Origin of the sequence: Caballeronia sp. RCC_10 (assembly GCF_041360715.1) — a bacterium.
Classification (GTDB): Bacteria; Pseudomonadota; Gammaproteobacteria; order Burkholderiales; family Burkholderiaceae; genus Caballeronia; species Caballeronia grimmiae.
The window spans coordinates 1-19980 of the sequence record NZ_JBFUPT010000044.1; the positions used below are offsets into that span (position 1 = coordinate 1).

The window sequence follows — 19980 nt, forward strand, 5'->3', positions numbered from 1 at the left end:
GCGCTGCTCGGCCTTGGCTATACCTATACGCATGGCCAGGGCGACACCAACGCGACGTACCATCAAGTGAGCATTGGCGGGGACTACGCGATCTCGAAGCGCACGGACTTCTACGCTCAGGCCGCGTACCAGCATGCAAGCGGCCAACAGCGCCAAACCGACGGCACCTCTGCTGCGGCTCAAGCTTCGGTCGCCGACTTTGGCTATGCCGCCGGTCGCAATCACCAAGAAATCGCAATCGTTGGTGTGCGTCACAAGTTCTAAGAAGAACGACAGAAGCAGTTTTAAAAGCCCGAACGCCAGTGGCGTTCGGGCTTTTTTCTTTTGTTGGTCCAAGGGCGATGAATCGTTTCACCTCGTTCAAGCGCCGCTTCCCGAGTCGCAAAGCCTCCGTTTGTAGTCGTCACCTTGTCGCCGCAATTTGCCAATGCGCCGACCCATGCAAAAATACAAGTCCCCGAACTCATCGTTCGACGTCACAGGCACGTTCGCGCCTGCTGTTTTCGTTGGCTCTCCGCTATGCGCTTGCTATTAATTGAACAAAACGGCACAGAAGCCGAGGCGATAGTTGAATCGATGAGACGTGCGGGGTACACGGTTGACTGGAAGAGTGACAGGCGTACCGCCGAGCAGGCACTAGCGCAAGAGTCGTATGACGCCGTTCTCCTATCGCTGGACCTGCCTAATGCCGACAGCATCGAGCTGCTTATCACCTATCGGAAAGCGGGTGGGGCAGCGTCCACGCTCGTGCTGACCGACCACGGTCAAGCCCATGAGCGTATTCACGCGCTGTACGCCGGCGCCGATGACCATATGACCCGGCCTTTGAATCACGAGGAGCTGTCCACGCGAGTTCACATCCTGCTGCGGCGACGCAAAGGTCACCAGCAGAAAGTCCTTCGACACCGAAACATGATGCTGGACCCGACTGCGCAGGAATTTAAAATCGCCGGGAAGCTGTTATACCTTACGCCCCGGGAGTTTGCGGTGATGCTTGCTCTGATGGAGGAGCCGGCGCGCGTGTTGAGCCGGGCGGAGATCGAGCAAAGAATATACGGCGACAAGAATGAAGAGCGGACCAACGCGATACAGGTTTACGTCAATACGCTGCGTCGTAAGATTGGCGAGGATGAAATCTTGACAGTTCGCGGAGTGGGTTATCGATTGGCCTGACCCAGACAACACTGCAGACCCAAGCGCCGAGCCTACACCCGGTTCAGTTTTAATATGAGCGCATAGCACATGATAGGCGAACACATGCGCCCCCGGCGTTACGCTAGCAGCCCCAACGATTGCCATAGGGGGAGCTGAGACTTTCGCATGTTTTTTGCTAGCAGGCCGTTATCCGTCGGCACGAAGGAAAAGGTGAGCATAGATTGGGAGGCCCTGCGGAAGACCAAGCTGTTCACCGAGCGTCCAATTGAGTGGCCCGACGGCGTGCATGCCATCTCTATAGGTCAGTAGCCACAAGACCCCGCGGGTCGCCGAGTTCCTCAACGCGCATCCCAACGTACGTCTGCACTTCACGCCGACCTACTCGTCGCGGCTTAACCAAGTGGAGAATTGGTTCTCGCGCGTCCAGCGTGATGTGATCGCCCGTGGCATCTTCACTTCCGTGCAAGATCTGGACCGCAAACTCATGCATTACATCCGCGAGCACAACAAAAATCCGAAGCCGATTAAATGGAAGTATGACGATCCCTCCCAGCGCACTCGGCCGGTGCTAAAACAATGACGCAGTCGAGGCCGGACGGAAAGCCGGGTTTGCGTCGCGCAACCGCGTAGTCGGTTAAACGAGTAGGACATTAGCGCGCCTGAAGCTAGGACCACGGCATCATTCACGTTTCTGCCGATCACGGGGCGCTAGAAATCGGCAGTCTTTGACATATGCTTTAAGGCGTGAAATGCCTCCCTCGACCGTTTCCGGGCAGTCGCGCCAATGTAATTGCTCAACTCCGTTTCTCGCTTGCGGCCGAGACCGAGAGAACGGGATGTCCGGCGCGTCGGCAGACAATCGTCTCTCTAATGCGGGCACTTTTTGTCGACGTTCATCTGCCGCGTGTCGTTGGCCTAATCTGGAAGGAAGGTACCAAGAACGAACGGCCCGGGAACGCTCGATGGCCATGGAGGACGCATGAAACATCTATGTGTCGTTTTTTTGGCGTGCGTCATCATGTCGGCGGCGCTGCGTCCCGCCCAAGCGGCCATTCGATATCACGCGCGCCTGATTGCACCTTCGGTGACGCCCGCCTCAAACGCGCCGCCATCCGCACATGACGATACGCTGAGTGAAAACGGCGTCGATCCGTCCTCCGACAAGGGCCGTCGGATCGTCGCGTGGATCGCGCGCATCAGTGCAGACCCGGCCATGGCGGGCGACGTCCAGCGCATGAGCAGGCTCCATTTGAACCCGGGGGCACGCACGCAGCTCCTCTCCGACGGACTCGAACGACTTTCACCTGCGATGCGACTCCAATACGTCGCAATGATCGGAACATTCCTCGACACGCTGGTCCCGTCCGACTGCTTCGGGTTGACGGACATGAGCGACGTGGTGAATCGCGTTTCGATGAACGCCATGTCCGAGTCCGATATCGACCGGTACTTTTCCATTCTGGTGGAGATTCTCCGCGCGTCAGCCTCCGATGCGACGCTCGATACGCCTACCGACCAGCAGTACGCGCAAGCGGAGCATAGTCTGAGGTTTTCGCTTTTACGTGAGCTAGGCTACCTTCACGCCAATGTCGCGCGTTACACATCTTATATGCAGGCGCCGCGCAAAGCTGCACCTGTCGACGCTTGCTGGGCCATGAGAGTCATGATGCACGCCGTTCTGGCCATGCCCGATCCCGAGCGCGACGTTGTCCTGAGGAAACTGGTAGGGTCGCCCGGAGCCAGGCGCGAGCCCAATGAATAAAGGCCTGTCGCGGGCGGCTACCAAGTGGTCCCTGCTTGTAATTTGCGATTCCTAACATATGCTTTCCGTACGAAACGCAGGGGTCCACCATGAACGATGTTCTTGCAGCGGACGCAAACTCCAACGTCAAAGCCTCGACGAGTGACGTAAACGGCTATGTGATTCAGCAAGACGTGGTCAGGAACTTGATCTGCCGTCAGGCGCGCTATCCCGACATTGCGACGACACACGACTGGTATATGGCGCTCGCTTTCAGCGTCAGGGACCGTATGCTCGCGCGCTGGGCCGCCTCCACTAAGACATACGCGGCAAAGGACGTGAAAGTCGCTTGTTATCTCTCGGCGGAGTTTCTCATTGGCCCACAACTTGGCAACAACCTGCTCAATCTCGGGATCGAATCCGAAGCCCGTGAAGCGACGTGCAGTTTAGGGCAGGACCTGGACGCGCTGCTCGCGATCGAGGAAGAACCGGGGCTCGGCAACGGCGGACTGGGACGGCTCGCCGCGTGCTATATGGATTCTCTGTCGACGCTCGAAATTCCGGCCATCGGTTATGGCATGCGGTATGAGTTCGGTATCTTCGACCAGCAGATCCGCGACGGATGGCAGGTCGAAATAACCGACAAGTGGCTGCAGAAGGGCAACCCGTGGGAAATCGTGCGTCCTGACGTGAGTTTTTACGTCGGCTTCGGCGGACACACGCAAAGCGAGACCGATGACAAGGGTCGGCTGCGCTTGCGCTGGCTGCCTGCAAGGCAGGTGAAGGGCGTTGCCTGCGATTTGCCGATGCAGGGATACCGCGTCGATACGTGCAACGTACTGCGTCTCTGGAAAAGCGAGGCAGTCGAGTCATTCGACTTTCAGGACTTCAACGCCGGCGAATACTATGACGCCGTGCATGAGAAGGTCGTGTCGGAGACGCTGTCGAAGGTGCTGTATCCGAACGACGAACCCGAAGCAGGCAAGCGTCTGCGGCTCGCGCAGCAATACTTCTTCGTGTCGTGCTCGCTTCAGGACATGCTTCGCCTGATGGACGCGAAGGGCGTTTCCATCGGAAAGTTCGCGGACCTCTTTGCGGCGCAGCTGAACGATACGCATCCATCCATCGCCGTGGCCGAACTGATGCGTCTTCTGCTGGACGAGCGCCTGCTTTCATGGGACGCCGCGTGGGACATCACGCAGCGCACTTTCGCCTATACCAATCACACTCTGTTACCCGAGGCGCTCGAAACCTGGGGGCTGCCGCTGTTTCAAAGCCTGCTGCCGCGTTCGCTGGAAATCATTTACGAAATCAATCGTCGCTTTCTGGATGACGTTAAGCGAGCCTTTCCAGGCGATGAAGCGCGCGTGAAGCGCATGTCGCTCATCGACGAGGCCGGCGACAAGAAAGTTCGCATGGCGCATCTCGCCACGGTCGGCAGTCATGCGGTCAACGGCGTGGCGGCACTGCATTCGGACCTGCTCAAACAGACAGTACTGCGCGACTTCGCCGAGATGTTCCCGGAGCGTTTCCTTAACGTCACGAATGGAGTCACGCCGCGCCGCTTTCTGATGCTGAGTAATCCCGGGCTTAAGCGTCTACTCGACGAGACCATCGGCGAGAACTGGAGCACTGATCTCGCAGGGCTGTCCGCGCTCGCTGCACATGCCGACGACGCCGGATTCCAAAAAGCGTGGCGCACCATACGGCGCGATAACAAGGCGGCGCTCGCCGACCGCATTTTGACCGCTACGAACATCGCAGTCGATCCGGACGCGCTGTTCGATGTACAGGTCAAGCGCATTCACGAGTACAAGCGCCAGCATTTGAACGCGCTATACATCATCAGTCTGTACCGCCGCCTGTGCCGGAACCCTGATCTTGTCTGCGCGCCGCGCTGCTTCATTTTCGGAGGCAAGGCAGCGCCGGGATACGCAATGGCCAAACTGATCATCCGCCTGATTACGGGTATCGCAGAAGTCGTCAACGGCGATGCGGCGATCAAGGGCCGGCTGAAGGTCGTGTTCTACCCGGATTTCAACGTAAGGAGCGGGCACTGGATTTATCCCGCCGCGGACCTGTCCGAGCAGATTTCGACGGCCGGCAAGGAAGCCTCTGGCACGGGCAACATGAAGTTCATGATGAACGGCGCGCTCACCATCGGCACGCTCGATGGCGCCAACGTCGAAATTCGCGAGGAGGCGGGGGCCGAAAACTTCTTCCTTTTCGGGCTGACCGCGCAGCAGGTCGAGGACGTGAAGCGCGCGGGCTATCGCCCCGCTGAATATGCGCAGTCTAACGAGGACTTGCGCGATGCGTTGGATCAGATCGCGCAAGGGCGCTTCTCGCGCGGCGACAAGGACGTGTTTCGGCCGCTCCTCGACAATCTCATGCACTCGGACCCGTTCCTCGTGTTCGCCGACTTTGCGGATTACGTCGCGTGCCAGGAACGCGTGAGCGAAGCATGGCGCGACAGCCGGCAATGGACTCGCATGTCGATCATGAACACGGCGCGGTCGGGCAAATTCTCGTCGGATCGGGCGATCAGTGAGTATTGCGACCGGATCTGGAAGACACATGCGGTGAGGGCCGACCTTGCTCAGACTTAACGCCGAAATCGCGCGCGGTTACCGGGCACGACCCGGGTCGCGATTTCCGATTGGCGCAACGCTCATGCCGGACGGGGTCAACTTTTGCCTGTTCTGCCGGCACGCTACCCGTATTGAACTGCTGCTCTACGCCTCAACGGAGAGCACGGAGCCGTTTCAGGTAATCACACTCGTCCCGGAGACGAACAAGACGTTTTATTTCTGGCACGTGTTCGTCGAAGGACTCCCCGTGCACTGTTGCTATACCTGGCGAGCCTTCGGCCGACACGGTGTGCCGCGGGTCGACGATGAAGCCGCGAGCCGGAAGGAGCTGCTCGATCCCAACGCACGAGCGGTAAGCGATCGTTACTGGAACCGCCAGCAAGCGGCGGATGGGCACGGACCCAGTCATGCATCACTTAGGGCGATCGTAACCGGATCGCTCGACAAGCCCGCCGACATGGACGTGCGCACGCTCGACGACGCGATCATCTATGAGTTGCACGTAGGAGGGTTCACCCGGCATCCATCGAGCGGTGTGAAGAATCCCGGCACGTTCGCCGGCCTTATCGAGAAAATCCCTTATTTGAAGGAACTCGGTATCACGCATGTCGAACTGCTGCCGGTAATGGCGTTCGACGAGCAGGACGTTCCCCGGTCAGCAGCGGCGAAAGGGCTCGGCAACTACTGGGGCTACAGCACGCATAGCTTCTATAGTCCTCACCCGCGGTACTGCGTCGAACCGGCGTGGGCGCCGCAGGAGTTCCGCGCGCTCATCGACGCCATGCATGCGGCCGACATCCGCGTATTGCTAGACGCGGTGTTCAATCACACGGCGGAAGGCGGCGTGGACGGCCCCGTCATCAACTTCAAGGTGCTGGGGAAGGAGGACTTTTACCACGTCGACATCGCCGACGGCGGCAATTACCGGGACTACACGGGCTGCGGCAACACTATCAACTGCAATCATCCGCTGGTATCGGCGTTTATCCTGCGATGCCTGGAGTACTGGGTGCAGGATGTCGGCGTGGATGGCTTTCGATTCGATCTCGCAAGCGTCTTTGCGCGAGGCGAGGGGGGCGCGCTGCTCGGTACGCCGCCCTTGCCTTGGGCGATTGAATCGTCGCCGGTGCTGTCGCGCGTGCCGCTGATCGCCGAGGCGTAGGATGCAGCGGGGCTGTATCACGTCGGCGCTTTTCCGGGGATGGCCTGGGCGGAATGGAACGGGCGCTACCGCGACGTGATTCGACGGTTCGTGCGCGGCGATCCGGGGCTCCTCGGACAGGTATGCACATGTCTGGCGGGAGGCGCGGATCTTTATGAATCCGACGGCCGGTTGCCCACGGACAGCATCAACTTCGTTACCTGCCACGACGGCTTCACCTTGCGTGATCTCGTCAGCTATGAGACGAAGCATAACGAGGCAAACGGCGAAGACAACCGGGACGGCAGCAACGACAACCTGTCGTGGAATTGCGGTGCTGAAGGGGAGACAGACGATCCGTCCATCACCGGTCTGCGCCTGCGGCAGGCGCGCAACATCATGGCGATCCTGCTGCTGAGTCAGGGCGTGCCGATGATTCTTGCCGGCGACGAGATGCTGCGCACCCAGCGTGGCAATAACAACGCTTTTTGCCAGGACAACGCCGTTTCGTGGATAGACTGGCGCATGACCGGTCCCGCGCGGGACATGCTGCGGTTCGTACGCGAACTTATCGCGCTGCGCAAGCGTCACGCGAGCCTGCGCCGCCACGGCTTCTTTACTGGCCGGCCCGCAATGGATCAGGTGCATGCGGACGTGGCATGGCATGGGGAGCGGCTCAATGAACCGGCATGGCACGACCCCAATGCCCGTTTCGCCGCCTTGACGCTCGCCGGGCAAGCATCAGGCGAGTCCATGCTGCACCTCATATTCAACATGAACGACGATGCGCGCGTCGCTGCGCTTCCCGTCGTCGAAAAAGGCGAATGGCGACGAATCGTCGATACGGCCGCTGCATCGCCACTGGACATCGTTTCACCGACAGAAACAGCGCCTGCTGAAAACGGCACGTGTCGCGTCGAAGCCCGCAGCGTCGTCGTTCTCGAGTCGTCGTGCTGAAGGAGCTTGCGATGTGCCGCACAGCCGCGCTGGACGGTGCGCACTTTACCGCCTTTAATGAACGTGTACGGCTGCGTTGCTTGGTCAATTGACAGGAGGCCGCATGGATGCAGTCAGAACTTTTCTCGAGAATCAGTCGCTCTTTGCGCTGTTTCTGACGATCGCGCTCGGGTATCTGATTGGCGAGATCACCATCAGAGGCGTCGCCTTGGGCTCTGGCGCCGTATTGTTCGTTGGTTTGGCGATCGGCGCATTCGCTCCCAAGTCGGCGCCGCCCGCCTTGCTCGGCACGCTGGGCTTGCTGCTGTTTCTCTACGGCATCGGTATTCAATATGGCGGACAGTTCTTCCGGGGTCTCACGAGCCGCGACGGGGCCAAGGCGAATGCCGCCGCATTTCTGGGGGTCATTGCGGCAGGCCTCGTGTCGTGCGGCTTCATCACCTTCGGTATCGGCCTCGCGGATTCGCTCGGGATGTTCGCGGGAAGCGGCACCAGCACCGCGAGCTTGCAGGTCGCCATTGCTTCGATGAAGAGCAATGACGCCGCCGTTGCGTACAGCGTCGCATATCCATTCGGCGTTGCCGGCCCCATCCTTTTCCTTTATGCGCTCAACGTCGCGCTGAAGGTAAAGATCGAGAAGCCAGTAGCGAAGGTCATGGAGACGGCCGAGATCGCACTGAGAAACGCGAGCCTTGTTGGCCTCAAGTTGCCGGAACTCATGAGCCGCTTACCTCCGGGCGTGGGAATCGCAGCGGTGCGCCGCGCGCATCGAAACCAGTTGCCCACCGACGACTTCGTGCTGCAACTCGACGATGTCTTCCTTGCTACCGCCGCCGACCCGCGCCGGCTCGACGAGGTCATCGCGTTGTGCGGCGAGTCGCAGCCTGGGCGCATATCAAGCCATCGCGAAGATCTCGACTATGTGCGCGTGTTTGCATCGAATCCTGCGGTGGTCGGTATGGCGCTTGGCCACATTCGCTTTCCCGATGGCGTCAGTTGCGCGATTGCGCATGTTCGTCGCGGCGACGCCGACCTGCTCTCGACGCCGGACTTGATCCTCGAAGCCGGCGACCGCGTGGGCCTGCTCGTGAGCCGCGCGCATCGGGCGACCATCCGGACGTTCTTCGGGGATTCGATCAAGGGCACGGCCGACCTTAGCTTCATATGCCTCGGAATCGGCGCGGCGGCCGGTCTTCTGGCGGGCGCCATTCCGCTGCGAGTGCCCGGCCTCGGCACGTTCAGCCTCGGTCTTGCGGCGCTGCTGCTGGTCGCGCTATGCCTCGGCAAGGCGCGCCGCAACGGACGCTTCGTCTGGGTCATGCCGCTGTCCGCGAACCTCGTCCTGCGCAATCTCGGCCTCACCGTTTTCCTCGCGCAGGTCGGCCTTTCCTGCGGGCCGAAATTCGTGGCGACCGTCGGCACCGCCGGGCCGCTTCTTCTGCTGTATGGCGCGATCACGCTGCTCGTCCTCGTGGGCGTCACGGCTGCGTGCTGCCTGCTGATCTTCAAGTTGCCCTTCGATACCTCGGTCGGCGTCATCTGCGGCGCTACCGGCAATCCGGCCATTCTCGCTTTCGCCAACCGCATCGCACCGACGGATCAGCCGGACATCATGTATGCGATGATTTTTCCGTCGATGACCATCGTCAAGGTTCTGTTCGTGCAGATCGCAATATCGCTTGCAAGCGGCTGAGCGCGATCCGTTCGCGCTCGTCCAGGTACCGAATCACCCATTGCGGAGGAATACATCATGGACGTCGCGATATTCAGTTCGACGCCTTACGAGCGCCAGTATCTCGATGAAGCAAACAAGGCCGAGAACCACACGCTCAAATACATCGACGTTTCGTTGAATCGGGACACGGTGGGTCTGGCGGAGGGAAGCGGCGCTGTGTGCATCTTCGTCAATGACAAGGTGGATGCCGACGTGCTGGAAGCGCTGAAACAGGGTGGTACGCGGCTGCTGGCGCTGCGCTGCACGGGTTTCAACAACGTCGACCTGGAAACCGCGGCGCGTCTGGGGCTCAAGGTGGTTCGCGTCGTCACGTATTCGCCGAATTCGGTCGCGGAGCATGCCGTCGCGCTGCTACTCGCAGTGAATCGCAAGGTGCATCGTGCATACAACCGCACACGGGATTCGAACTTCTCGCTGGACGGACTGATCGGATTCGACCTTTACGGCAAGACAGTCGCCGTCGTGGGAACGGGCAAGATCGGCTGCGTTTTCGCGAAGATCATGCTCGGCTTCGGCTGCAAGGTAATTGGCTATGATCCGTATCCGTCGGAAGAGTTTCTCGCGCTCGACGCGCGCTACGCCACGCCGGGCGAGATTGGCGAGAGAGCCGACATCATTTCGTTGCATTGCCCGTTGACGCCGGCGACGCACCACATCATCAATGTAGAAACGCTCAAACGCGCGAAGCGTGGCGCGTTGCTCATCAACACGAGTCGCGGCGCGCTGATAGATACGGCGGCCGTCATTGCGGCCTTGAAAAGCGGTCAGTTGGGCGGACTGGGTATCGACGTCTACGAGCAGGAAGCAAGCCTGTTTTTCCGCGATCTGTCCAGCGAAATTATTGCGGACGACGTCTTTCAGCGCCTCGTCTCGTTTCCCAATGTCATCGTAACGGGGCATCAGGCGTATTTGACGCGCGAGGCGCTGACCACCATTTGCGAGACCACGCTGAAGAGCATTACGGCGTTCGAAAAAAACGAGCCACTGGAAAACGAAGTCAACGTGGGTTAACGCTCACATGTCTTTGGACACGACTGCCTGGTCAGCGTCTGGTGATCCGCGCGCTCATACGAAAGCGCCGGTTCTCGATACCGTTCGTTCTGTTGCCGAGTGTATTTCGGCTTGTTCATGGCATTGACTTTCCTCGGCACTGTCTTCGCTGCGGCAAACTGAGAAACATGGCCCGGGGCCTCGCCGATGCCGTTCAGTGCGTACTGCGCACGGCGACACATTGGCCGCGCAAGCATCGCTCGCGCTTGCCATCACGCGGGAATGCGGCCGTGGCAGGTGTGCTCGGCCCCTTAGCTGTCCGACGCCGAACTCGAATCCTGTCGCGGTGGCATCGCAGAACGCGATGCTATCGACGTGTCGCGTCGCGGCGAGGCTATTTGTTATGCGTCATGTTCGAACGGCCTTACTGGTTTCGCCTCTGTTAATGCTCTCCATGTCGTTCGCATCCAGTCCGGCTTCGAGCTCGTGTGCGGGTAGGAGTAGCTCGAAAGCGGGGCTTGCGATGGTGGCGAGAGGCGTAATTCTGAAAGTGACGATGATCGTACCGAGTCGGTAGGAGCAGCGGAGTCAAACCTCAAAGCTGCCGAGCGTCATTCCGAACGGCGGTTCTTGTATTTGCCGACGGGTTTGCATATCGTTCAATCGTTACGTATAACTACCTTGCTCCGCGCGGACTAACGTGGAGCCCTGAACGGCAATACAAAGAAGAGCGACGTTTCTTGGGTCAAAGGTGTCCCTCCAGCTTATCTCGCTTGCGTGGATGCTTTGCATTGCGGCAGGTCGCAACGGGGACAGACAATCTATCGGTGCACGCGCGGCTGGCAATATGCTGTGCGTTGTCCCAAACCTTGACATTGAGACGATCATGAGACGCACCATTGGAGTCATTGCGCTGTTGTCGACTGCGATTGCGACAAGTGCATGGGGGCAGAATGCGCAGCCGAATAGCGCGCCTGCTCAGGCCGAACATAGTGACCAGATTGTGGCGATGCGCATGCAGACTGCGGCGGCCAACAAGACGTACAACATGAAAGTGGCGGCGGCCAAGAAGGTCTTTGACCAAAGGAAAGCCGAAGCCGCCAAGGAACGCGATGCCGCGATTGCCGTGGCCCGCAACGGCGCCACGGCGCAATGATCGCTTGAATGTCGAGCGGATGCATCGTTGCACTGTTTTGAATGTATGGGATCCTCCGCATCGCGATGTCGATCAGTCCGCCTGTGGGCTCGAATTAAACGGATGATGCGCGCGGTACGGCCAACATTTGTGGTGCGAAACGATGCGCAACCCTATACGCGTGATGCTCGTGATGTCCGCACTGACTTGCGGCACGGGCGTGTTCGCTCAGGCTCCGGCTGCGAGCGATCCGGCGCCGGTGGCGATGAGCGCGACGGAGCTGAACAAACTCGTCGGCCCCATTGCACTTTTCCCGGACGACCTCGTGGCGATCATTCTGCCCGCTTCGACGTATCCCGTGGAAGTGGTACAAGCCGACCGATTCCTCGAGCGCAGGAAGACCCAGAAAGATCTGCCGGTCGAAGAAGGCTGGCAAGACTCGATCAAGGCGCTCCTCAATTACCCGGAAGTGCTGAAGAAGATGAGCACCGACCTCGACTGGACCGTCGCCCTCGGCGAAGCGGTCGTGGCGGACCAGAACGCCGTTTTGCAGGCGGTGCAGCGTTTTCGCCGCCAGACGCAGTCGGTGGGCAACCTCAAGACCGATGACAAGCAGACGGTAGTGGTCGAGAAGGAAGTGATCAAGATCGTGCCTTCGAATCCACAGGTGATCTACGTGCCGCAATACAACCCGACAACGGTCGTCGTCAGCAGTCCGACGCCAGTCTATAGCTATGCGCCCGCGCCTTATCCTGTCTACTACTATCCGTATGCGCCCGGCGCGGCCCTGGCGACAGGTATGATCTGGGGTGCAGCGATGTCCGCGGCATGGAGTGGCGGGCGGTACGAAACGAACTATAGCGGTGGCAATAACACGATCAACGTCAACCGCGAGCAGAACGTCAATCGCACCGATGTGAAGAACAACATGAGCAACCGCGCGGCCAACCGGTCTGGGACTGCATCGCAACAGTCGAGTGCATGGCGTTCAGAGAAAAAGCCCGGGCAGGTTTCCGGTAGCGGCGCGCGTCCTTCGTCGCAGCGTGTCGGCGATGCACCGTCGCGCGGTGGGGGTGGCGGCGGCGGAGTTGCGGCCGCAGGTGCGGGCGGAGGAGCGGGCTCCGCTGGAGGTGTCCAGCGATCTTCCGCGCGAACGTCGACGGCAATGCAGAACACGCCGCGCACGCAGAACACATCCGGCGCTCAAGGGCGCGGCGGGGACGCATTCAGCGGCTACGGCTCCGGTCAGAGTGCCCGCGCAGACAGCGCCCGCGGCGCCGCTAGCCGGCAGTCGGCGTCGGCGTCGGGCGGCTATGGCAACCGCAGCGGCGGTGCCGGTGCCGGTGGCGGCGGTGGCGGTGGTGGCGGCTTCTCCGGCGGTGGCCGCAGTTTCAGCGGAGGCGGCGGCCGCGGCGGGGGCCGTCGATAGGAGACCGTCCATGAACAATTCGGGAAGCGTTGGAATAGTCACTCGTCTCGTCGTTGCGCTCGCAACGCTTGCGACGCTGCTTGCGCCGTTGTCTGGTTTCGCCGCGGATGAACAGAGAACTTTCGCGACGCCCGACGAAGCCGTCAACGCACTCGTGCAGGCGCTCAGATCCAACGATGACGCCGCGCTCATCAGCATCTTCGGTAGCGCGCACAAGCAACTTGTCGTGACGCCGGATGAAGCCGAGAACCGCCAGCTGCGAGCCAACGCCCTCGCCAAGTTCGAGGCGTTCCATAACCTTCAGGAGCCTTCGCCCGACCGCCGCATTCTCCAGATTGGCGACGATGCATGGCCGATGCCCATTCCGCTGGTTCGCGAGAAAGGCGTCTGGCGGTTCCACACGGAAGAAGGCGAGCAGGAGGTGCTGGATCGTCGCATCGGTGCAAACGAGCGCGAGGCGATCAGGGTGCTGCGCGCGTATCTCGATGCCCAAGGCGAGTATGCCTCCCGCGACCGCATGGGCGACGGCGTGCTGCAATACGCGCGCAAGCTCGGCAGTTCGCCGGGCAGGCACGACGGACTCTATTGGCCAGCCGATGCCGGGCAGGGCGATGAAGAGAGTCCGTTCGGTCCGCTAATTGCCGCAAGCTCGACCTATTTCAGGGACCGAAACGCGGGCGACGCTTATCACGGGTACCACTTCCTCATCCTCACGCGCCAGGGTGAAAATGCGCCGGGCGGGGCATTCAGCTACATCGTGAACGGGCGCATGCTGGCCGGTTTCGCGATGGTTGCGTATCCGGCGCAATACGGTTCGAGCGGCGTCATGACGTTTATTGTCAATAACAACGGCGTGGTGTATCAGAAGAATCGTGGTCAGTCCGCGCAACCGCTGACGGAATTCAATCCCGACGCATCGTGGACGCGCGTGCATGAGCCCTGATCGGGTGCAGCCGGCTAGCTCCGTGACTGCCACCCTCGCAAACGGGCCGACTGCATCGAATGTACGGGGTTTTAAACATCGAGAATCAGGCAAGGAGTGGTCACGAATGCAACGAGATTGCGTGCGGGCAGTGCCATCGTGATCGCAGCGATGGCGCTGGATGCTGTTGCTTAAAGCAAGCCAATCGCTTATCCATCGAAGGGACAAAGCACGCAGCAGCAGCAAAAGGATGACGGCGCGTGCTACAGCTGGGCGAAGAGCAATACCGGCATCGATCCCGCGACCGCATCAACGGCGCCGCCACCGCAGTCGGGTCCGGCAGTGGGCGGCGGCGAGCGCATGGGCGGCGCGGCACTCGGTGCCGATGGCGGGGCCGTAATCGGCGCGATCGCGGGCAATGCCGGCAAGGGCGCGGCCATTGGCGCGACCGCCGGCACGATGGCAGGCGGCGCGCGGGCGCGGCAGAACAGGCGCGCGCTGCAATCGAACGCGCAAGCTCAAAGTCAGGGTGCAGTGGACACATACAACCGGGCGTGGGCTGCGTGCAGCAAGGGCGCGGTTATTCCATTCAGTAGCGTTCGCAGGCGTCCCCGCATCGTTCAACAAGGAGTTAAAGATGAAGCGCGTGAGCCTCGTTATCATATCGTGCGTTGCGATTTCCGCAACCGCATTCTCGGCCGAGCCGCAATCCGACGTAAGTGTCATGAGCGACGCGAAGGGCGCGACGGTGCAAGGCGTGTCGAAGGTCACAGCGACGATCGTCCGCATCGATCCGGCCACCCGCACCGTCACGCTCAAGACAGCTGCCGGTAAGGTGATGGAGCTGGAAGTCACAAACGAGGCTCGCAACTTCGACCAGCTTGCGGTGGGGGATGTCGTGACCACGCAGTATCGGGAATCGCTGACCCTGAGCCTGCTCGACAAGAAGACGCAGACATCCAGGTCCGAGAAAGAAACGGCCGATCGCGCGCCCATGGGCGCTAAACCGGGTGGCGAGCTCGGCCGCGAAGTGACGATCATCGCCGACGTCGTCGCGGTCGACCGGCATGCGCAGACTGTCACGTTGCGCGGCCCCGGAGGCAACAGCGTCGACTTGCATGTGCCGGACCCGGAGAGATTGAAGCGCGTCAAGAAGGGCGATCAGGTCAAGGCGATCTACACGGAAGCGCTCGCCATATCCGTCGAGCCAGCCGTGACGAAATAGCGGCAAGGCAAGCCGGACTTATCGCAGTCCCGGCATGGCGGGGAGACACTCATGAACGAACGCTTTGCAGCCGTCCTGACGCATGGCGCGTGGATCGCTGCACTCGCGCTTGCCGGTCGCGCGCAGCCTGAGCAGCGGGAGGCGGGCATGGATCAGCAGACGACCGTCGCGCGCCTGGGTCCGCCAAAAGAAACGTACGACTTGCCTAATGGCGGCAAGCGGCTCATGTGGCCCACGCAGCCTATGCGCACCACGACCACCGCGGTCGATCTCGACGGATCGGGCAAGGTGATCAGTGTCCGGGAAGTGCTTCAGGAGAACGAGTTCTATCGCGCCGAGGTCGGCCGGTGGACGCGCGACGACGTGCTCGTGACGTTCGGGCGTCCGTTCGAGACGGCGTACTTCAAGCGGACGGATCGCGCGGTGCGGTCGTATCGCTATGTCGAGAGCAACATCAACCACATGATCTTCGATTTCTATTTCGACGATCAGGGCGTCCTGAGACAAACGCAGAAGCAGCCCGATCCGAGATACGATCCGAGCCAGCGCAATGTGTTCTGAGGGAGCCGAAGCATGAACGCGAATTCCGGTGGTCTTGCACGCAGTCTGGCCCGATGCGGCGTGGTCGGTGCGCTAGGGGCGTCATGCGTGTGCGTTTTTGCGACGAACCTGAACTTCCTGCGCGACACGCCGATCAGCTATATGAAGCCGCCCGACCGGCAAGCGCTCAACCAGGCTGCGCAGCATGCACTGAACACGAAGAAGGACGGCGAGTCCATGACGTGGAACAACGAGCGCACGGGCAATCCGGTGCGCATCGACGGAACCGTTACCCCGCGCGACACCACGGGAAGCGGCGGAGAGACATGCCGCAAGATCACGCTCATTGCAGTCGCAAAGGGACAAACGCAGTCATTGACGCCGACAGCATGCAAGAAACCAAGCGGCGAATGTCGCATCAAGAAGCAATGACGGCCACGGGCGCGGCGCTGCTGGCATCGCTAGAAGCTGATGGCGAACCCGAACGACATGCCGTGCACGTTGTGTCCGAACACATAGCGCACCATGGCGCGAGTCCGCGTGATGATGACCGGATATTTGCTGCTGTCCAGTTCGAGTCCAACACCGAGCGACGTCAGGTCGTTGAAGCCGAGCGCGCCGGCGCTGTCGCCGAAATAGTGCGAATACGCAGTTTCGAGAACGTAGCGCATCGGTCTGTAGCGTGCTCATGCCCGTCGGGGCTCGCCAGCGCGCCCATAAGCTGAATTGCTGCGCGGTCGCCGATCCTTGCACCGCATCCGACGACGATCCGGAGCTGGTAAATAGATATCGGTCGCACGAAGCTCGACATCCACTTCGTAGTGGTCGCGATAATGCTCCAGGTCGAGCATGAGCGACCCACCGACGCCATAAGCGTTGAGCACACCGTCTTCGAGAAAGTGGAGGTTCGCGTCGGCCAAGTGATTGACAACCGTCTGCGCGACGCGCAGATCGCTTGCCACGCGGCCCACGATGCCGTTCAGGATCGGCCTGAAGCGAAGTTCGTCGGTGATCGGAAAATCCCAGCCGATGCCGACGTCGTGCTGGCGGTATTCCATTTGGTCGGCACGGGGCGTTCCTGATTGCCGTCTGTTGCGATGAAGGCGGGATCGTAGCGGCTATAGGCAACCGTGCCTTCCAGGTAGAGGGGGAACGACCTGCTGATGGTGAAGCCGCCGCCGAATTGCGTCTGACCGAATCCCGGATTGCCGCTCGTTCCGCTATTGATGGACAGGGAACTCTGAATTTCGATTCGGGGTGCTGGCGATTCCCCTTGGCATTTTGACGTTCGCGAGCGCGCTCAATCCGCTGGCGCAGCGCAAGCCGGGAAAGCGCGACGAATCGGCTTTATTCGCTCATCGCCCAGGACGCCGTCGAGGGGCGGTTGAACAACATAACGGCATAACGGCACAACGAAAAGAGCGGCTTCGCGGTCTTGCGTTGTAAATGCGAACTGCAGTGCCGCGCCCGGAGCCGGAAACGATCGAGTCATTGGACCCGGTACCCGACACCCGGTCGACGAAAGCGCCTGAAGACCGGCCACCTGGCACCCGTGCACGTCCTCGAAGACTTTCAATCGGTACAGGTCAAGTCTTTCAACGTCGTGTTCGTGGGAGGCATCATGTCGCTTGAGATACCGCGTCCAGTCGATCCGTCGCTGCACCCGCTTGTGACGGGGAACTACCGTATCGCAACGCCAGCGATCGAGGCGTTCTATCAACTGGTTGTCCGGTGCCTGCGCTACCGGATCATGGGTGCGCTTATCTACGGTCCGTCGCGCATTGGCAAAACCCGGGCAATCGAATATGTGCGGCTGCTGCTGGCGCGCAACTATCCGCGGATCACAAGTTACCACGCGCAGTGCGAGCACAAGCCGCGGCATGCCGAAGGGCCGTTCTTCGCGAATCTGCTCGAGGCGGTCGGTGACCCGGACCCCAATGCCGGCTCGAATCCATCAAAGCGGATGCGCTTGACGCTGAGGATCCGTCAGGCGGCATCGATTGGGGGCAGTGGGGTGGTGTTGCTCTTTTGCGATGAGGCACAGCGCTACGACGACAACGAATACGAATGGCTGCGTGATGTACATGATGCGCTGGATCGGCAGCAAATCAAGTTGTTCACGTTCCTCGTTGGTCAGCAGGAGTTGCTCCCACAAAAGACTGCAATGCAGGTCGCGGGCAAGACGCAGATCGTCGCGCGTCTGATGGTCGAGGAGTTGGCCTTTTATGGCATTCGCAATGCACAGGACGTGGCGACATGCCTGAACGGCTACGATCAAACTGCGTACCCTGAAGGCAGCCAATGGAGTTTTACACGTTTCTACCTTCCGCAGGCGTTTGATGCGGGATATCGGCTGGTCAGTGACGCCGATACCCTGTGGAACGCATTCGAGACGGCGCGCCACAAGGCCAACCTGCCGGGGAAGCTTGGGATCCCGATGGAATCCTTTGCACGCGCGGTCGAGATAGTGCTCAAGGACAGTGAGCTGAAGGACGCAAGGGGCTACTGCCCGGACCAGGTCCTTTGGGACCATGCGGTGAGGCATTGCGGCTATGTCCAGTCACGTCATGCAACCGGACGCGTCCTTGTTGCCGCCTCGTAGCGACGGGCTGCTGCGGGAGCCGGCCTTCCCGATTCTCACGCTCGACGAGAGCCGGCTGACACCGGCCCTGGGTTACATATTCAGGAGGGGCTGGCTCTATCCACATGAGTCACTGATCTCGATCCTTTGGAAGGTCGAGACTGCCAACGCGCTGTCAGGCGTCGTTGTAGCACGACTCATGGGGCTGGAAGTCGATGCTTATGAAGGCGTTGCTCCGCGTCGAGGGTTAGTGGACGTCGGGCGGCTCCAGCAGAGCCTCGGTTTACCCGCAAAAACGCTGCGGACTTCGCTGATGGATCCGCTCGGACGTCGACGCTATAGCGACGTATTCCGTTACTGTCGTCGCTGTCTCGCTCAGGGCTATCACAGCGTTGTGCACCAACTGGAAAAGCAGAGCGTGTGTCCTGCCCATCACCGCGTTCTGGAATCAAGGTGCTGGCGCTGCGGTTGTGAAGCACCATATCGGGTGAATGTCCAGCTACTTGAAGCGCGGTTTCACTGTGCATATTGCTACGTGGCGGAACATGGACGCCGGAGAACGCTCACCCGATGAAACCGGAGCACCGCCGTGCGTTCACACGCCGCTATCTTGAGTGTTGTCTGGGGCGAGCCTGAGCTCGGGACGAGCCGCAACGCTCTTTTATCGGCTCACCGATTCCGGATGCGTCGGAAGCCTCGCCTCATCCAAAGACTCCCGGATTCAAACCGCGTCGTCGGCACTCGGGACCGGTGACACAAATCCTTCGGCGGTAAGTACCTGAACAATTGACGCATTTCCCCGGTCGAGGGGCTGGGCGTCCGTAGTTGACAGAATTCCCGGCACAGCAGAGACAGATTCCCTTCGGTCTACGGCGGGGGATATACCGGGTTGCCTTGCACGAGGCCCACGATCAAGATAGGCACCCGCGCTCGCGAGGTGGCGGGCGCCGTCTTCGACTCTTTCTTGGGTCAAACACAAATGGCAACCGGTACGGTCAAGTGGTTCAACGATGCAAAGGGTTTTGGCTTCATCACACCGGACGGTGGCGGCGACGATCTGTTCGCGCACTTTTCGGAAGTCCGCGCCGAAGGCTTTAAAACACTCGCGGAAGGTCAGAAGGTCACGTACGACGAGAAGATGGGGCCGAAGGGCAAACAGGCGTCAAACATCAAGCCGGCGTAAGCCACGGCGTCCTGGCGATCCGAGCGGTCGCCAGGGCGTTGGAAGGGCAGGGCGGAGGCCAAAAAAGTCGCCCGCCGACTGCCTAGTGTCCTGTCCCAGAAATTACTTTACGTAAATGCAGCATGTTCTATGATCAATCTAGAGTGCGCGGGAGACGATCATGGGGCGTAAGGGTATCGAAGTTGTTGTGTCCAACCTGGAGCGAGAACAATTGCAGTCGATGAGCCGATCGCGTTCGCTGCCTTATTCTCTGGTGCGCCGAGCAAAGATCGTCTTGATGGCAGCAGACGGCCATACGAATCAGCAAATCGCAGTGCAATGCGAAGTCACCTCTCCCGCGATCACGCATTGGAAAAAGCGCTTCGTCGCTCAGGGACTCGCTGGTCTACATGATGAAGCGCGTCCGGGCCGGCCGCGCGCGCACGACGATGAAACGGTAGCAGAGCTACTGGCAAAGGTCCTGCACGAGAAACCGGACGGCGCAACGCACTGGAGCGTGCGTTCAGCAGCTGCGCAAACGGGTATTTCGAAGAAACGTGCGCCAACTCCTCACCAGCATCGAGCGCTATGTCGCAAGCGTGCATGTGATAACGCGTGTGTTTCGCAAGCCATGCCTTGACCTTCGGATGCTTATGCGTAGCGTAATTATCGACGA

General features: G+C 60.4%; 14 protein-coding genes and 5 pseudogenes. 18 read left to right on the forward strand and 1 reads right to left on the reverse strand.

Annotated elements, in window-relative coordinates:
- From AB6804_RS29355 to AB6804_RS29425, 15 genes and pseudogenes are all read left to right on the forward strand, one after another.
- Nucleotides 1-264 (forward strand): porin (locus AB6804_RS29355; protein WP_370889443.1); only part of this gene is annotated, 264 nt, incomplete at its 5' end.
- A gap of 255 nt (nt 265-519) precedes the next feature.
- On the forward strand, nt 520-1173 hold the full coding sequence (locus tag AB6804_RS29360; protein WP_370889444.1) for a winged helix-turn-helix domain-containing protein: 654 nt from the start codon (nt 520-522) through the stop codon (nt 1171-1173).
- A 283-nt stretch (nt 1174-1456) separates the two neighbouring features.
- Nucleotides 1457-1735, forward strand: a pseudogene (locus tag AB6804_RS29365) (transposase); the annotation flags it as partial.
- 399 nt (nt 1736-2134) lie between these two features.
- On the forward strand, nt 2135-2917 hold the full coding sequence (locus AB6804_RS29370; protein WP_370889445.1) for a hypothetical protein: 783 nt from the start codon (nt 2135-2137) through the stop codon (nt 2915-2917).
- 89 nt (nt 2918-3006) lie between these two features.
- Complete coding sequence (locus AB6804_RS29375; RefSeq protein ID WP_370889446.1) at nt 3007-5505, forward strand: glycogen/starch/alpha-glucan phosphorylase; 2499 nt, start codon at nt 3007-3009, stop codon at nt 5503-5505.
- A gap of 7 nt (nt 5506-5512) precedes the next feature.
- Nucleotides 5513-7585: pseudogene (locus AB6804_RS29380) on the forward strand (glycogen-debranching protein).
- 103 nt (nt 7586-7688) lie between these two features.
- A complete protein-coding gene (locus AB6804_RS29385) occupies nt 7689-9278 on the forward strand; it encodes a TrkA C-terminal domain-containing protein (RefSeq protein ID WP_370889447.1) in 1590 nt (529 codons plus the stop codon).
- A 57-nt stretch (nt 9279-9335) separates the two neighbouring features.
- On the forward strand, nt 9336-10331 hold the full coding sequence (locus tag AB6804_RS29390; RefSeq protein WP_370889448.1) for a 2-hydroxyacid dehydrogenase: 996 nt from the start codon (nt 9336-9338) through the stop codon (nt 10329-10331).
- A gap of 865 nt (nt 10332-11196) precedes the next feature.
- Entirely contained in the window at nt 11197-11466 is a 270-nt protein-coding gene (locus AB6804_RS29395) for a hypothetical protein (protein ID WP_370889449.1), read from the forward strand.
- Nucleotides 11467-11710: 244 nt separating this feature from the next.
- On the forward strand, nt 11711-12874 hold the full coding sequence (locus AB6804_RS29400) for a DUF3300 domain-containing protein (RefSeq protein WP_370889450.1): 1164 nt from the start codon (nt 11711-11713) through the stop codon (nt 12872-12874).
- A gap of 10 nt (nt 12875-12884) precedes the next feature.
- The gene (locus AB6804_RS29405; RefSeq protein ID WP_370889451.1) at nt 12885-13817 is read left to right on the forward strand and encodes a DUF2950 domain-containing protein; all 933 of its coding nucleotides are present in this window, start codon (nt 12885-12887) and stop codon (nt 13815-13817) included.
- Nucleotides 13818-14000: 183 nt separating this feature from the next.
- Nucleotides 14001-14392, forward strand: a pseudogene (locus AB6804_RS29410) (hypothetical protein).
- A 41-nt stretch (nt 14393-14433) separates the two neighbouring features.
- Nucleotides 14434-15021 (forward strand): hypothetical protein, encoded by a 588-nt coding sequence (locus AB6804_RS29415; protein ID WP_370889452.1) that lies wholly within the window; start codon nt 14434-14436, stop codon nt 15019-15021.
- 51 nt (nt 15022-15072) lie between these two features.
- Entirely contained in the window at nt 15073-15582 is a 510-nt protein-coding gene (locus AB6804_RS29420; RefSeq protein WP_370889453.1) for a hypothetical protein, read from the forward strand.
- Between the two features lie 12 nt (nt 15583-15594).
- On the forward strand, nt 15595-15993 hold the full coding sequence (locus tag AB6804_RS29425) for a hypothetical protein (protein ID WP_370889454.1): 399 nt from the start codon (nt 15595-15597) through the stop codon (nt 15991-15993).
- Between the two features lie 29 nt (nt 15994-16022).
- Here the strand turns inward: AB6804_RS29425 and AB6804_RS29430 are convergent.
- A pseudogene (locus AB6804_RS29430) lies at nt 16023-16801 on the reverse strand (hypothetical protein); the annotation flags it as partial.
- A 381-nt stretch (nt 16802-17182) separates the two neighbouring features.
- On the opposite strand from AB6804_RS29430, the gene AB6804_RS29435 reads away from it, so the two are divergent.
- The 3 genes and pseudogenes from AB6804_RS29435 to AB6804_RS29445 form a co-directional block, all read left to right on the forward strand.
- Nucleotides 17183-18163 carry an AAA family ATPase gene (locus AB6804_RS29435; RefSeq protein WP_370889455.1) on the forward strand — a complete coding sequence of 327 codons (981 nt, stop codon included), beginning with the start codon at nt 17183-17185 and terminating at the stop codon, nt 18161-18163.
- A gap of 958 nt (nt 18164-19121) precedes the next feature.
- Complete coding sequence (locus AB6804_RS29440; RefSeq protein ID WP_040048696.1) at nt 19122-19325, forward strand: cold-shock protein; 204 nt, start codon at nt 19122-19124, stop codon at nt 19323-19325.
- A 220-nt stretch (nt 19326-19545) separates the two neighbouring features.
- Nucleotides 19546-19833 (forward strand): annotated as a pseudogene (locus AB6804_RS29445) (helix-turn-helix domain-containing protein); the annotation flags it as partial.
- Between the last annotated feature and the right edge of the window lie 147 nt (nt 19834-19980).